Source organism: Polystyrenella longa, from assembly GCF_007750395.1.
Lineage (GTDB): Bacteria > Planctomycetota > Planctomycetia > Planctomycetales > Planctomycetaceae > Polystyrenella > Polystyrenella longa.
Genome location: NZ_CP036281.1, coordinates 3,457,400 through 3,471,907, shown reverse-complemented (window position 1 = coordinate 3,471,907; position 14,508 = coordinate 3,457,400). Strand labels below are relative to the sequence as shown.

Below are 14,508 nucleotides of genomic sequence, written 5' to 3'. Positions count from 1 at the left end.
AGTAGATCAGTTTCAGAGAACATCAGTTTCGTGATTCAAAAGGAAAGTCGATATCGATATCGGCTTCTGAGAGGTCAAACAGGAAATCGCCCAATCGTTCCACAATCAGGTTGAGTAACTTTTCACCCTTCTCAGGAGTGGCGGCGTGAGGATTTCCTGAACCGGTGTTAGTTGTGAGTAAACCGAAAGGACGAGAGATCGACACCCATCCTTTGTTGACCGCTTCGAAACGGCTGGCACGGGTACTGCCATCGTCCGCAATGAGTTTCCCTGTGTCAGGATCTTTACCGACAAGTTCGGGGCGGATCGCCATGACGAGAGAAGTTTCGACCTCATCAGCGTGATCTCCCGGTTGTTCGAAAATCTCCGGAACGGCATCGGCCGCAATACCGCGAAACCAATCACACAAAAAGAGATTCACTTCCGTCTGCACCAGCAACTCTCGGAGGAGAGGCTTGAAGTCGTTGCCACCGTGACCATTCACGATGACCAGCTTGTAAATTCCCTGAGTTTCGAGAGCTTCGCAGAAGTCAGAGATGACATTGAGGATCGTCGAAGGTTGCAGATTCATTGCAAACGGATACTCGATCATGTTCGTTTCCGTACCGTAAGGCAACGGAGGAAGCATGATCACTTTGCCACCTTTTTTGTAGGCCCGTTCGCAGGCTCGTGCCGCCATCGTCTCTACCTGAATGGTGTCAGTTCCGTACGGTAAATGCAGATTGTGCGGTTCGGTCGCGCCAATGGGGAGTACTGCTACCTGGTAGGGATTCTCTTTGACATGCTGATAATTAACTTCGGATAACAGCCATTCGCGCATTGGTGCTGATCTTTCTGATGTGAAGTAAACGTTGCCTCTGGCCGTGAATTAATCAGGCGGAAATGAGGGCAGAGGGAGGAATAAGAATCGATTACTTTTCCCGGTAATATCTCTATGTAACCGAATGAGTAGGCGATATGCAATCGAGCCCCATCACTGAGTTAATCGTCTGAAGGTGGCTCAGTGGATTTGATTGTTGAAGGAGGCAAATTGGATATCAAATACTCAACACCGATCGCGATTGTTTCAGAGGCGGCAAGCGAGTTCTGTTTCAGTTCCCACAGGTTTTTAGACAACCGGGGTTTTTTCCAGAGAGAGGTTGCGATTGTTCCCCAGCGTGAGGCTCCTTCTTTCTCCAGCATGGAGGCGATTTCCGGGGGAAGTTCCGTTTCCAGATCATCAGTGATGGCGCGGAGTGCCAGTACTGGAAGATGCCACTCGCGGGCGACCTTCACAACAGCGGCTGTTTCCATATCGACAACGTCAGCGTTGTGTTTCTCGGCCAGAAGGGACCGTTCCTCCTTTGTCGTTACCATGTCGTCGCCAGAAAACAGGCGGCCTCGCATTGCTCGAAGTCGTTCCCCATTGATTTGCTGTGAAAATTTATCTGAGTCAGTGGAATCTGCGAAAGCATAATTGCCTCCCAATTGAACGTGTAGATCATTGGAGGTAACAATGTCTTCAATGAAGACGGCATCCCCTACCTTTTGTTGCGGTAACAGGGCTCCTCCATATCCGGCAGAGATGATCCAGCGGGGATGCATGGCTTCGCAGAGGGCGCGCGTTCCAGCTTCGGCACGTTCCTGACCCGGTCCTGTAATGGCGATTCCAACAACTTTTTCTCCAACCTCAGTTTGAAGAAAAACAGCCTGCTTGCCCGATTGGCGTTCGTGTTCGGGATGTCGGAAGAGAAACAAACTAATCTCTCGCTCGAGTGCTACGACAATTCCGACGTCGACCTGATCATCAAACGGCATGGGGTTGGGACTTTCTCTGAGCGATCGACAGGGGGAATGAAGAGTTTCATTCTAAGAAGAACGTGTAGCATTTCCCAAACAAAAACCCCTGATTAACAACGTGATGTCAATCAGGGGTTTTCAATTTGTCAGCGATACTGATTAATATCAACCATTTGATTTTTCGAATGCAGTCATGAATTCGACCAATTTGTCAATTCCTGCTTCAGGGAATGCATTGTAAATACTGGCACGCATTCCGCCTACGCTGCGGTGTCCTTTTAGTCCGTCGAGGCCAGCTGCCGTCGCTTCAGAGATGAACTTTTTGTCGAGGTCTTCGTTGCCGGTTACGAAGGTGACGTTCATCATGGATCGGCTATCGACTTCGGCTGTTCCCTGGAACAACTTACTGGAATCCAGATATCCGTACAGCTTATTGGCTTTACGCTGGTTTAATTTCTGGATGGCCGAAAGTCCGCCCTGATCTTTAATCCAACTGAAAACCTGTCCCATGATATAGATGCCGAACGTGGGGGGCGTGTTGAACATCGAATCGTTTTCCGCATGCGTACGGTATTGCAGCATGGTGGGGATATCGGATGCTCCCTGTTCGATCAAATCGTCGCGGATGATCACCAGAGTCACACCACTTGGTCCTAGATTTTTTTGGGCCCCGGCGTAGACGATGCCATATTTGGAGATGTCCAAAGGGCGAGAGAAGATATCACTACTGGCATCGCAGACAAGAAAGGAGCCCGCAGGATTCTCCGGTTCGCTGGCGTACTCCGTTCCAAAGATAGTGTTGTTGGAAGTGAAGTGTACGTATGTTTGGGTATCGCTGTACTTGATCTCTTTGGGAATGTAATTGAAGTTCTTGTCGGCGCTGCTGGAAGCTGTGTGCGCTGTTCCGAAAGACTTCGCTTCCGCGATTGCTTTTTTGGACCAGGACCCCGTGATCAGGTAATCGGCTGTTTTGTCCTGAGCCAGGAAGTTCATCGGAATCGTGAAGAACTGTGAAGAGGCACCGCCCTGCAGGAACAGGACTTTGTAGTTGTCTGGGATCGAGGCAAGTTCGCGGCAAAGAGCAACCGTTTTCTCGTAAACCGCCAGAAATGCTTTTCCCCGGTGAGAATGTTCCATCACACCGATACCAGTTCCGTCCAGAGACCAAAGATCTTCCCGGGCTTGACTCAAAACAGGCTCGGGGAGAACAGCCGGACCAGCGGAAAAGTTGATAATGCGTTCACTCATATCGAAAGCTCACAGATCAGAGAGTATTTAATCCAGTACCGATCCTCACCAACGAGCAGATGTTACCTACGCCCGATTGCTGTGGACATTATTGTCGACAAAACATTCGTTTATAATTGCCTTAATGAGGACGTCAACGTTCGCTGCCAGCCTATTTCGGGGATTTTGATAAATCAGACCATCTGGGGTCTATGTGGCTCGGAATCCTCGGTGAAATGAAGAGACCTATGAGGAATTCAGGCGGAAAACAAATTGGAGGGATACCAGGAGGACAACAGCCGGTTTGGTAGCGTTCACAAAAAAAACGAAGCCACGCGATAAACGTGGCTTCGTTTGAATTATGCTATTTGAATTAATTCAGACTCGAGTTATCGAGTAGCTCCTACTTTTCCCTGGATGGTTTCGTAGACGCCACTCTCGAGGCCTGGGATTTTCTGGTAGCTTTCGGTGATTCCGAGAATGGTTTCAGCAGAGCCCAGCATCAAGTATCCATCAGAGGCCAATTGTTTGGACATTCGATCCAGGATATCCCCTTTGGTTTTGTTTTCAAAGTAGATTAATACGTTTCGACACATGATCAAATCGAAGACACCAAAACGATTGTACGAGTCGAGCAAATTGAATCGCTCCCAACGCATCCCTTTTTTTAGGTCTTCTTTAACCTTCCAACCTTTGTCATTCTGTTCGAAGTGTTTCATCAGAAGTTTAACGGGAAGGCCGCGTTGAATTTCAAACTGGCTGTAGACACCTTCTTTGGACCGCCCCAAAGCCTGCTGTGAAATATCCGTGATCAGCATTTCGATGTGCCAGTTGCGCAGTTCCGGAAAGTTCTCCAGAATAGTCATGGCGATACTGTAAGGTTCCTGACCGGTTGCTCCTGCGGCGCACCAGATACGAATCGTTCGTCGAGTGGCGCGGCTTTTGACCAGTTCCGGGAAGATGTGCGAAGTCATCACTTCAAACGGCTTTTTATCACGGAAGAATGATGTCTCGTTGGTAGTCATCGCTTCGACGACGGCATCTTCGAGGTTTTTGTCCCGGCCCAGTCGTAGTTGAGTGATCAGTTCCGGAATTCCATTCCAGCCCATACTTTGGGCCAGGGGAATTAAGCGGCTTTCCAGCAGGTACTCTTTGTTGTTACCCAGACTAAGTCCGGAGGCACCGAGCAGAAAACTGGCGAGGTAGTCGTAATGTACGGGATCCACGGTATTATACCTTTACTGCTACAGCACAATGTTTGGCGATTTCGTCGGCGACGGAATCGATTGGCAGAATCTGTTTGGCCAGGCCTGCGTCGACAACGGCGCGAGGCATCCCATAGACAACACAGGTGGCTTCGTTTTGGGCCATCATGTAGCCCCCGTTTTCCACTAATGTTCTGGTTCCTTCGATTCCATCTTCTCCCATCCCGGTGAGCATCACGCCGAGGACTTTATTCCGGTACCAGGAGGCCGCGGTACGGAAGAGAGGGTTTACTGAGGGACGACAATAATGTTCCGGTTCTTTCTGATTCAACTGCAGGACCATTCGATCACCCAGCTTGTTGACTTCCATGTGGAAGTCCCCTGGGGCGACATATGTCACGCCACGTTGAATCGGTTCATTATGTTCGGCTTCTTTAGCCGGACGCCCGGTATCCTGAGCAATATGTTTCGCCAGCATAGGAGTAAACATGGGAGGCATATGCTGAACGATAAGAATTGGTAGCGGAAAATCTTTCGGTAGTCCAGTCAGCACTGTACGCAGAGCCTGAGGCCCTCCTGTACTGGTTCCAATAACAACAAGTTGCGGAGTGACCATGGGGCCCGCATTGCTATTGTTTTGGACAATGGTATCCCGTCGAACTGAAACTGGTGTTGTTGATTTTCGCAAACGTGACTGTCCCAGGGATTTCACCATAGGGAGCAGTTCTGTGCTCAATTGCCTTATACTCTCCGAAGGCGAATTGGAGATCGGTTTCGCAACGCAACCCGCTGCTCCCATTGAAAGGGCAGAGACCGTGTCCTCCGCTCCTGCCATCGTATAGGAAGAAACCATGATGACATGGACGTCTGGGTATTGCTTTTGGATCTCCTGCAAAGTCGTCAGACCGTCCATCACCGGCATTTCTACATCCAGCAGGACGACATCCACTTCATTCCGTTTCAGGAATGAGAGAGCCGCTTCACCATGCATAGATGTTCCAGTGACTTCAATCCCTGAATCCGTTTGCAGGGCACGTGCTAACAACCCGCGAATGACTGCAGAGTCATCCACGATTAACACTCGTATGTTCGATTGGATCACAGAATTCCTGTTTCCTGGAGTTTTTCCCGAATAATATCTTCGGTGAAAGGTTTCATAATGTACTCATCGGCACCGTTCTGCATCGCTTCCACGATACGTTCCATCTCATTCTCGGTGGTGCACATTACGACGATCGGTTGTTTGGGCAGGTCGAGTTTTCGAAGCTCTTTCAAGAAGGTCAGCCCATCCATAACAGGCATGTTCCAGTCGAGCAGAACTACGTCGATGTCCGGATTGGCTTTCACCACTTCCAGGCCTTCGGCGCCATGTTCTGCTTCCAGAGCTTCCAAGTCCATATTGGACACTATCTTTCGCGATACGAGACGGACCGCGCGAGAATCATCCACCAACAGGATTTTCTTCATCGTTTGTTAGACTCCTCGTTTGGATAAAACCAAACAATTTGACTCATCGACCGGCTGTCACTTGCAGACACACATCTGTCTGGATTTACGGTCCATGTGCTAGTTCATTTATCGAATAGGTAACTTGTAAGCGCTAGTTTCAAATTGTCTCTGAGGGGGGTTCTGGCAGGAAATTCCGGTGAGACTCTCACCATTGGAAATATCCGCACTCTTTGGGCATCTTGCCCATTTGAACCCAAGGTATTCGACCGAAGCAGGGAGGATCTGGCCCGGATTGATAGAGTTTACTCAAGTGCAGATAAGCGTTTTCTCCCTTTCGAGATCGGGTTGGATCACCGGGGGATTAAACGCGACCATCAATTCCTGAATATCTACCTAAAGGGATATAGGTCAGGTTGATGGGGCTACCGGTTCAAAAAAGCAACAGACCGGTATTTCTATGCAATCGGTGATTTCAACAAGCCAAATAGTCCTACAACCGGCACGACCAGACTTCGTCGGATCAAGTCGCTAATCGGGTGCTTGGGCGAATCTGGTGGGTTACATATTCGTCTTGGTGTCGCCCGTTTCGCCCAGCAGCAGGTCGAGCGCGCGGTGAATGGCGCCGTCATGATCGTGCTCAAGCGAATAGATACGGAAAATGAGAAAGCTGACAGGCAGCGAATGAAACAGCTCGTCGTCATTAAGCACCTGTGGTACTCCAACGTTCGGGTCCAGCATGAAGTTCTGTCCACCAGTAGGGAGTTTTCCACTGGGGCGATGATAGTGACGGGCCACATCAATTTTGAGTGGAATCGTTTTCATCTCGTGAGAGAGACGTTCCCGAATGAGCCGTTCGATCAAATCGGGAGCGGAAAAAATCGTCATCCGTTCCGACTGAGTCGAATGGAAGTTGAGCATACGCTCGGCAGCCAGCTTCCAGGTGACTCGTCGGGAAAGCAGATCTTCCCACCGATGCCCCAATGCTTTTCGCTCTGGGTCGTCGCTTCGGCTGAGTCGCTGTACATCAACCATGAAGGAAGATTCTGTCAACTGACGATAGTCATCCAGGTTTTCTAGCGGATTCCCGGAGAAGAGGGCCTCCATCGTCGGTCCGAAGAGGTCTTCCAGGGCGAGATCGAATGCGCGGACGGTTCTATGAAAGTAGATCGACTTAAACAGATTTGCCCGCGTTTCGATGAAGTTGATCAGGGTTGGCAAGCCGCGGCAGTGGATCGTCAAACCACTGGGAGTGAAAAAGCTGTAGTACATCAAACGGGAAATATCAAACGCTCGCGTGTTGTATCCTGACATGTAAGCATCGCGAAGTACGAAGTCCATGTTATCGACGGTATAGATACCGCTGAACAGAGAACGCAACTTCTTCAACCAGTCCGGTTGTCCTTCGCTCGCGTCATTGTCCGGTTTAGGTCGACAGATCAACCAGGCAATCTGTCTCGGTTCCAGCTCTTCAAGTGGCTGAAGATGACCGTTGGGGTTCCGGCGAATACCACGGAGCAGGTCGCCCAATTCGTGTTCAATAATATGGGCACCGATGATCTCGTGCGTAATGTTGAATTGGGCGAGATAGTGATCATCAAAGAAATGACCGAATGGGCCGTGGCCCACATCATGCAGCAGGGCCGCCATACGGACCAGACTCTCGACGTAAGGGCGCGAAGGGACATTCGCGCAGCTTTCGCAGAGGGAATCATACCAGAGTTCGATCGCTTTGCTGGAGAGGTGCATCGCTCCCAGGACATGCTGGAAACGCATATGCTCGGCAGAAGGGAATACCCACCAGGCAGTCTGCAGTTGGTGAATATATCGCATTCGCTGCACCCAGGGGTGATCGATGATCTCCTGTTCCGAAACCTCGTCTCCCTTTAAATCATTCGGGGAAATGAAAGGGATGTAACCGTGAATCGGATCGTAACTGAGACTCTCCTTTGAAAAATCCTTCAGCATCGGGCAGCCATCTTGTCTACAGGAATATAGAGGTGGAATCGACGGACGTATGATAATGAGTTCCCGGCTATTTTGCACAGCGGGGCTGAGAACCTATTTTAATAACTGCTCGCGACTGAGACTCTAGGCTTTCGCCTGTTGTTGATAAAGAGGGGGCATGTTGGATAGCATAGGGTGATCACCGTAATCTCTTACTGTTTAGCTCGAAAATCCCCATCGTATGGCCAATACCGGGTCCAACCATTTCCTTGATGAACCTACCTTATACCCCCGGTTGACGGAAGCGTTACGTTGGCTGCAGGCGACGTCGCAGGTCGTGGGCATGCTGGCCGTCGTAATCCATCACGGACTAGCTCGTTTTTCAGAGGCGAATACACGAGAGATCAACGTGCTGGTTTTGCTGTGCATGTTGATGATTACGTTCTCCGTGACCATTCGATATTTCTTCAGTCGTGTTCGCAAAAGTTTTTTGAGCCAGCATCGCATCCATTTTCTTGCCAGTCTCGTCTGGCTGATCGGACTGGCGTTCATTGGCGGAGGAGTGCGGCAATCGATTGGTTTGTTCAGTCAGATCGATACAGACTGGCACCTTGCGATTTTCTGGACTGAATTCTGTCTCGTATTTCGAGGGATCTGGCGTTTACTCCATACGGTGAACCGGCTTTCCAGAACAGGAAATAATCCGGCAATTCTGTTGGGCGGTTCTTTTCTGTTTCTCATTATCGTGGGAACGGGCTTATTGATGTTGCCTGTTTCCCGTGCTCAACCTCCCGAACTCGCTGACCCAATAGGCGCCCCGTTTATAACAGCCCTCTTTACTTCCACCAGTGCCAGTTGCGTGACGGGATTAATTGTGGTGCCGACGGGAAGCTACTGGTCGACGTTCGGGCAAGTGGTGATTCTGTCCCTGTTTCAAATTGGGGGATTGGGAATCATGACTTGGGGAGCGCTACTGGCGGTGGCCTCGGGACGATCTATCCATGTGCGACAAAGCGCCACGATGGGAGAGATGCTGGAATCAAACGGCTTGAGTGATCTAAAACGACTGTTATTAACGATCCTGCTGTTTACGCTTATGGCAGAGTTGATTGGTGCTGTTGCCATTTCCGGGTTATGGAGCGATCGACCTTTAGGAGAGCAGTCTTTCTACAGTCTGTTTCATGCTGTCAGCGCTTTTTGTAATGCAGGATTCTCGCTTCAGGATGATGGCTTGCTCGGAATGGGGGAACGCTGGCAGGTGTGGGGGGGGATGGCAGCACTCATTATCTGCGGCGGAATTGGGTTCTCCGTGATCTATAATCTCGTACTGATTTTGAAGTCCAAGTACTGGGATATTGAGCGAACTCCATTGTTCTCGATATCCAAACAAAAAACTCGGTTGACCCTCTCTTCTCGTCTCGTGTTGGTTGGAACTTCCTTACTGCTGCTGGCGGGTACGTTCAGTTTTTTCTTCTTGGAATCACTGGCGAGCGAAGGGAGTTCCCCGCTGGGGCACCGGTGGGCAGATGCCTGGTTTCAGTCGGTCACGATGCGCACCGCCGGATTTAATACGGTTGATTTAGGGGAGATGCAAACCTCGTCTAAGTTAGTTTCCATCGGATTGATGTTTATTGGCGCCTCGCCTGGTTCAACGGGAGGGGGGATTAAAGTGGTTTGCTTTATGTTGATTGGATTAAGTCTGGTGTCGATCTATCGGGGACGCCCGAGAGTCGAATGGGCCGGTCGATCCGTGCCTGACGAATCAGTTAAGCGAGCGCTTACCATCGTGACGGTGGGCGTCATGACAGTCATGTTAACGACATTGTTACTGACAATCTTTGAAAACAGACCGGGGGAATTCATCGATATTCTGTACGAAGCGACGAGCGCGTTCGGGACAGTCGGTGTCTCCACTGGCTTAACAGCGGAGTTGTCTCCTCCCTCTCAAATCGTCATTATGGTGACAATGTTTCTGGGACGTATCGGCCCGTTGACTCTGTTGCTCGCTCTCAGTCGGACGAATCAGGGCGGTCTGGAGTATGAATACCCAGAGGAACGAGTCATGCTGGGGTAACGTCCGGGACTGCCTGAATGGGCCTTTTCCCCGATGAGTTGAAAACGATCAAGTCAAGAATAAAGGAATCGCATTGTGCCGCGGATAGCAGTTTTAGGCTTAGGTCGGTTCGGCTACACACTCGCCACGGAGTTGGCGGCGCGTAAAGCGGAAGTGATCGCGGTGGATCATTCGCCGACAATCGTGGAACAGATCAAGGACAACGTCGACCTGGCTGTCCGGTTGGATGCGACGGATGAACTCGCGCTTCGGAGTCAGAAAATCGATGAAGTTGACATCGCGATCGTGGCGATCGGAGGCAACTTCGAGTCGGCCCTCTTAGCAACGACGATTCTGAATTCATTGGAAATTCCTCAGATCATTTGTCGAGCACGCACAAAGTTCCATGCCGAGATTTTCAAACGGATTGGAGCAAGTCAGGTCATCCAGCCGGAAAAACAGGCGGGAGAGGAGATGGCACGTAAACTCGCGCTGCCCCACCTGCGAGACCTCATTCCGCTGGAGGAGGGGTTCAGTCTGATTGAACTCGACGCCCCCGGGTCATTTGTAGGGAAAAGCCTCCTCGAATTGAAGCTGCGTGAAACTTACAACCTGAACCTCGTTGGTATCAGGAATATGCCTGTGAAAGACGAGGACGCTGAAGATGGTGAAGGCATTGACGAAGCCCCCCGTATTATGAGTGTTCCGAAACCGCATGACATCATTAACAGCGGAGATACGCTGTATATTGTCGGTCCAGACGCACGCCTGGCTCAGCTTCCCCGCGAATAATCTCCCCGGAACCTCCGTGAGATCTAGCGGGCATCGGGATGGCCTAATACGCCTTGTTTTCTGCGATTTAGAATTGAACTGGAGCAGAAATAGGCTCTCCGTTACGATAGAGGCCATCGTTTGAAGAAAATCGTTCTCTTTTCTGGTCTCGTGAAATGAACTGGTCTGCGCTCAAGAAGAGAAGTAAAAAGCGTTGGATGCTGGTTACCGTGGTCAGCATGCTGATGGTGGGAGTCGCTTCTGTGAGTATCCTTGCCGCTCGGGAAACTGTTCCTGTAGTGACTGTACAAATCGTTAACAGCTTTCCGCACGATGCGAATGCTTTTTCGCAGGGGCTGTGCTTTGATGCTGAGGGGAATTTTTACGAGGGGACTGGCATGTACGGTTCCTCGGAGTTGCGCAAAGTTGATCTGAAGTCGGGTAATGTTCTAAAGGTTCAGAAACTTCCCCGAGATGTCTTTGGTGAGGGAATCACCATCTGGAACAATCGAGTGGTACAACTGACGTGGAAAAAGCAACAAGCAATCGTCTATGACCTCGCGACCTTCCGCAATCTGGGAACTCTCCGATATCGTGGAGAAGGGTGGGGAATTACTCACGATACAAAACATCTGATAATGAGCAATGGCTCCTCTCAACTCAGCTTTATGAACCCGGCAGATTTCTCGGTCGATCATAAAATCACCGTCGTTGCGGGAAATCGTCAGTTGGATAATTTAAACGAACTGGAATATATCAACGGCGAAATCTGGGCGAATGTCTGGTATGAAGATTACATCGCCTGCATTGATCCCCAGACTGGTAAAGTCATTCGCTGGATCGACCTGCGCCGCGTCTGGCCCAAAAATAGGCGTGGGGATGAGATGGTCCTGAACGGAATCGCCCAACATCCGAATACGGGACAGATTTTTATAACAGGCAAGAACTGGCCGAAACTCTACGAGATCAAAATAAACAATCCGAATTAGTACTCACACTGAAACCGGGATGTGCCTACTCTCTAGTTGTGCTTATATCAAAACGCACAGGACTAATGCGGAGTTGATTTAACTGGAGAGTTTCAAGGCACCTTCCAGTTTTTACCGTGCCCTGAGCCGAGATTTGTCTTCTTTTCTGCAGTTTCTGCGGATGTGGCCCGCACTGACGCATCCGTAAAATTTGATGAGAACTGCCGCCAGCCGTTCCGTTCAGATTGCTTTTTAACTCGGCGCTCAAATACACTGGAGGGGCGTGGTCTGTTCAATATCAGTAGAATTTCGGTTGAAATGGAAATTCTGGTTACTGGACCCTCCCTATAGAGCACGATTGTCAGCCCCGCTTCTGACATCCATAGTAACTTTGCCATCGTAATGAGCATTGTCGTCGAGCTATCCTCGATTCACTTTGGACTTGTTAGACCACGATACACGAGGTTGATTAATCACAGGAACTGTGATCGCACCCTGATAAGTGACACTGTATTTGTTTTTAAGTGTGATTGTTTTAAGTGTAATCGTGTTAAGTAAATGACCATTCCTCACAGTATTCTCGAATCGATTCTGAAGGAACTATTAATGAGTCGGAATTATTCCCGCTTGATGTTCAGGCTGCTTTGTTTGACATTGCTTGTTGTGTCCGCCCCCCTTTCTCTGTTTGCCAATGAGTGGGCGCACTGGCGTGGCCCGGAAATGAATGGCATCAGCCGCGAAACGGGCCTGGTTGAATCCTGGTCGCTAAACTCGGACGGAAAAACTGGAGAGAACGTACTCTGGGTTTCCGAAATCGGTGGTCGCTCGACCCCGGTGATCCTGAATGATCGGGTCTACTACAACTGTCGCACCAGCCATGACGTGACCGATCCCAAAGACAAAATCAACGCTCAGGAACAGGTCGTCTGCCTTGACCTCAACACGGGTGAAGAAATCTGGAAAGACGTGTTCAACGTTTTCCAGACAGACATTCCCGCTCCCCGAGTCGGTTGGGCCAGCATGGTCGCCGACCCTGAAACGGGCAACGTTTACGTTCATACCGTAAGTGGTCTCTTCCGCTGTTATTCCGCCGATGGAGAACGTCTCTGGGAATACGCAATGCGAGAAGACTTCGGTTTGATCTCCGGTTACGGTGGTCGTACTCAAACCCCTATCATTGACGAAGACCGGGTCATTGTCAGTTTCATGGCTTTGAACTGGGGCGACACGGCCAAGCCGCCCCCCAAACAAACTTACTACGCCTTCGATAAACGAAACGGCGATTTACTGTGGACGTCCGCTCCAGGCGGCGCCCCCGAAGACACCAACTACTCCTGTCCCATCATTACCGTCATCGACGGAACTCGGATGCTGATCGGCGGTAACAGTGACGGTGGAATTCATGCAATTCAAGCCCGCACTGGCGAACCGATCTGGGGCTTCGATATGTCGAAGCGAGGATTAAATGCCTCCCCCGTCGCCGATGGCAATCTGGTTTACATTTCCCATGGGGAAGACAACATCGATACGACTGAGTTTGGTCGTATCCAATGTATCGATGCCACTGGTAAAGGAAACATCACTGAAACTGGTTCCGTTTGGCGTGTCGATAACATTAAAGCTGGATACGCCAGTTTGCTTGTAAAAGACGGCATCCTATATGTCGTCGCTGACACCGGTAAGCTCTACGCGTTTGATAGTAAAGATGGTAAACAGCTCTGGGTTCACAACCTAGGGACCGTCGGTAAAGGTTCTCCCATTTGGGCGGACGGAAAAATCTACGTGATGGAAGTGAATGGAAACATTCACATCGTCAAACCGAGCCGTGAAAAATGCGAGTCTCTTTCCCACGTTCAACTTCCCAGTGCCAACGGCAGTGGAATGGACGAAATTTATGCTTCGCCAGCGATTTCGGATGGTAAAGTCGTATTCGTCACCCGTGACCGCACTATCTGTATCGGTAAGAAAGATTCTGAACCGGCAAGCGATCCTATTCCGGAACTTGCTGAAGAAACGGCTCCTCTGGAAGAAGTCGCTCATATTAAACTGGTTCCCTACGAAGTCGCCCTCAATAAAGGGGGAGACGTCGAATACGAAGTTCAGACCTTCGACGCCAACGGACGTTTCCTTGGAACAGTTGACGACACCGAGATCACCTTGGGGGACACGCTGCCTGAAGCCAAACTGGATGGCAAGCAGTTACATGTTGAGAATATTTCTGCTCCTGCTGCTGGGCTCTTGACTGCCAAGCACGCCGGTCAGGAAGCGACTGCCCGCTTACGCTTGATTCCTGCACTTCCCTGGGAGTTCGGATTCACCGGTTACGAAGGAAAACAAGTTCCTCCGACTTGGATCAATGCCTTCCTGAAACTGCAACCCGCCGAAGTTGATGGCGAACCCGTCATGAAGTTTGCGGCACCGAAGGGACGTCCTTCAGTACTGGCATGGCTGGGTACCAGTGAAATGAAGGATTACGTCATTCAGGCGGATGTCCTGTTGCGTGAGCAAAACCGAAAATTGTCCAGCATTGGTATCACGAACCAGCGTTACAACTTCATCATCAAGGGAAACAATATGAAGCTTTCGCTTCAGAGTTGGGCCCCTCATTTGCGGATGGCGAAAGAGCAGAAGTTCGTTTCCGATCCAGACGTCTGGTACACCATGAAATTGACAGTTGATATCGAAGACGGTGTCGCGCATGTTCGCGGCAAAGTCTGGGAACGGGATAAGGAAGAGCCCGAAGAATGGACGATTGAAGCGGACGATCCACACCCCAATACACAAGGGGCTGCGGGATTATACGTTTACTCGTTAGCAGATGCGTTTATTGACAATATTCAGGTTACTGAAAAGTAAGTCAATCTGGATCAGTTCCGGTGAGATTCTCACCGGAACTCTTTTCAGTACTTGCTTTCGAACCTGTTGGGCATGATGTCCCGCACAGAAGTTACTGAGACTCAATCATTATTAGACAATGTTACTCTCGGATAGTGTCTTTTTCGTTAACGACATTAATAGACAGTGATGGAGTCACTTCTTCTGTCTGTCCCATTCTGCATTTATCGTTAAGTTAATCAGGCCGAGTTTCAACTGGTAAAGAAATAAACCGGCT

11 protein-coding genes are annotated in these 14,508 nt (G+C 50.0%); 4 read left to right on the top strand and 7 right to left on the bottom strand.

Features of this window, described 5'->3' with window-relative positions:
• Window positions 1-22: 22 nt before the first annotated feature.
• The 7 genes from Pla110_RS12880 to Pla110_RS12850 form a co-directional block, all read right to left on the bottom strand.
• Window positions 23-820 carry a creatininase family protein gene (locus Pla110_RS12880; protein WP_144996158.1) on the bottom strand — a complete coding sequence of 266 codons (798 nt, stop codon included), beginning with the start codon at window positions 818-820 and terminating at the stop codon, window positions 23-25.
• Window positions 821-981: 161 nt separating this feature from the next.
• Entirely contained in the window at window positions 982-1,797 is an 816-nt protein-coding gene (locus Pla110_RS12875; protein ID WP_144996157.1) for a phosphorylase family protein, read from the bottom strand.
• A 147-nt stretch (window positions 1,798-1,944) separates the two neighbouring features.
• Complete coding sequence (serC, locus tag Pla110_RS12870) at window positions 1,945-3,027, bottom strand: 3-phosphoserine/phosphohydroxythreonine transaminase (RefSeq protein ID WP_144996156.1); 1,083 nt, start codon at window positions 3,025-3,027, stop codon at window positions 1,945-1,947.
• Between the two features lie 368 nt (window positions 3,028-3,395).
• On the bottom strand, window positions 3,396-4,232 hold the full coding sequence (locus Pla110_RS12865) for a CheR family methyltransferase (protein ID WP_144996155.1): 837 nt from the start codon (window positions 4,230-4,232) through the stop codon (window positions 3,396-3,398).
• Window positions 4,233-4,236: 4 nt separating this feature from the next.
• Complete coding sequence (locus Pla110_RS12860) at window positions 4,237-5,313, bottom strand: protein-glutamate methylesterase/protein-glutamine glutaminase (RefSeq protein WP_144996154.1); 1,077 nt, start codon at window positions 5,311-5,313, stop codon at window positions 4,237-4,239.
• Window positions 5,310-5,678, bottom strand: coding sequence for a response regulator (locus Pla110_RS12855; RefSeq protein ID WP_144996153.1), 369 nt, complete (start codon window positions 5,676-5,678; stop codon window positions 5,310-5,312). The genes Pla110_RS12860 and Pla110_RS12855 overlap by 4 nt, the downstream gene beginning before the upstream one ends.
• A 540-nt stretch (window positions 5,679-6,218) precedes the next feature.
• Window positions 6,219-7,625, bottom strand: a complete 1,407-nt coding sequence (locus Pla110_RS12850) for an HD domain-containing protein (RefSeq protein WP_144996152.1) — start codon at window positions 7,623-7,625, stop codon at window positions 6,219-6,221.
• 220 nt (window positions 7,626-7,845) lie between these two features.
• Between Pla110_RS12850 and Pla110_RS12845 the strand changes: the two genes are divergently transcribed.
• The 4 genes from Pla110_RS12845 to Pla110_RS12830 all read left to right on the top strand — a co-directional run bounded on the left by Pla110_RS12845 (window position 7,846) and on the right by Pla110_RS12830 (window position 14,252).
• Window positions 7,846-9,678 (top strand): TrkH family potassium uptake protein, encoded by a 1,833-nt coding sequence (locus tag Pla110_RS12845; RefSeq protein WP_144996151.1) that lies wholly within the window; start codon window positions 7,846-7,848, stop codon window positions 9,676-9,678.
• A gap of 75 nt (window positions 9,679-9,753) precedes the next feature.
• Window positions 9,754-10,449, top strand: a complete 696-nt coding sequence (locus tag Pla110_RS12840) for a potassium channel family protein (RefSeq protein ID WP_144996150.1) — start codon at window positions 9,754-9,756, stop codon at window positions 10,447-10,449.
• 155 nt (window positions 10,450-10,604) lie between these two features.
• A complete protein-coding gene (locus Pla110_RS12835) occupies window positions 10,605-11,417 on the top strand; it encodes a glutaminyl-peptide cyclotransferase (protein WP_197440177.1) in 813 nt (270 codons plus the stop codon).
• A 585-nt stretch (window positions 11,418-12,002) separates the two neighbouring features.
• Window positions 12,003-14,252: an outer membrane protein assembly factor BamB family protein gene (locus Pla110_RS12830; RefSeq protein ID WP_231742412.1), complete on the top strand. Its 2,250-nt coding sequence runs from the start codon at window positions 12,003-12,005 to the stop codon at window positions 14,250-14,252.
• The last annotated feature ends 256 nt before the right edge of the window (window positions 14,253-14,508 follow it).

Excerpts from the sequence above, each read along its gene's own strand:
- Pla110_RS12880 (WP_144996158.1), bottom strand. The coding sequence starts at position 820 with ATGCGCGAATGGCTGTTATCCGAAGTTAATTATCAGCATGTCAAAGAG.
- Pla110_RS12875 (WP_144996157.1), bottom strand. The coding sequence starts at position 1,797 with ATGCCGTTTGATGATCAGGTCGACGTCGGAATTGTCGTAGCACTCGAG.
- serC (WP_144996156.1), bottom strand. The coding sequence starts at position 3,027 with ATGAGTGAACGCATTATCAACTTTTCCGCTGGTCCGGCTGTTCTCCCC.
- Pla110_RS12855 (WP_144996153.1), bottom strand. The coding sequence starts at position 5,678 with ATGAAGAAAATCCTGTTGGTGGATGATTCTCGCGCGGTCCGTCTCGTA.
- Pla110_RS12850 (WP_144996152.1), bottom strand. The coding sequence starts at position 7,625 with ATGCTGAAGGATTTTTCAAAGGAGAGTCTCAGTTACGATCCGATTCAC.
- Pla110_RS12845 (WP_144996151.1), top strand. The coding sequence starts at position 7,846 with ATGGCCAATACCGGGTCCAACCATTTCCTTGATGAACCTACCTTATAC.
- Pla110_RS12835 (WP_197440177.1), top strand. The coding sequence starts at position 10,605 with ATGAACTGGTCTGCGCTCAAGAAGAGAAGTAAAAAGCGTTGGATGCTG.
- Pla110_RS12830 (WP_231742412.1), top strand. The coding sequence starts at position 12,003 with ATGAGTCGGAATTATTCCCGCTTGATGTTCAGGCTGCTTTGTTTGACA.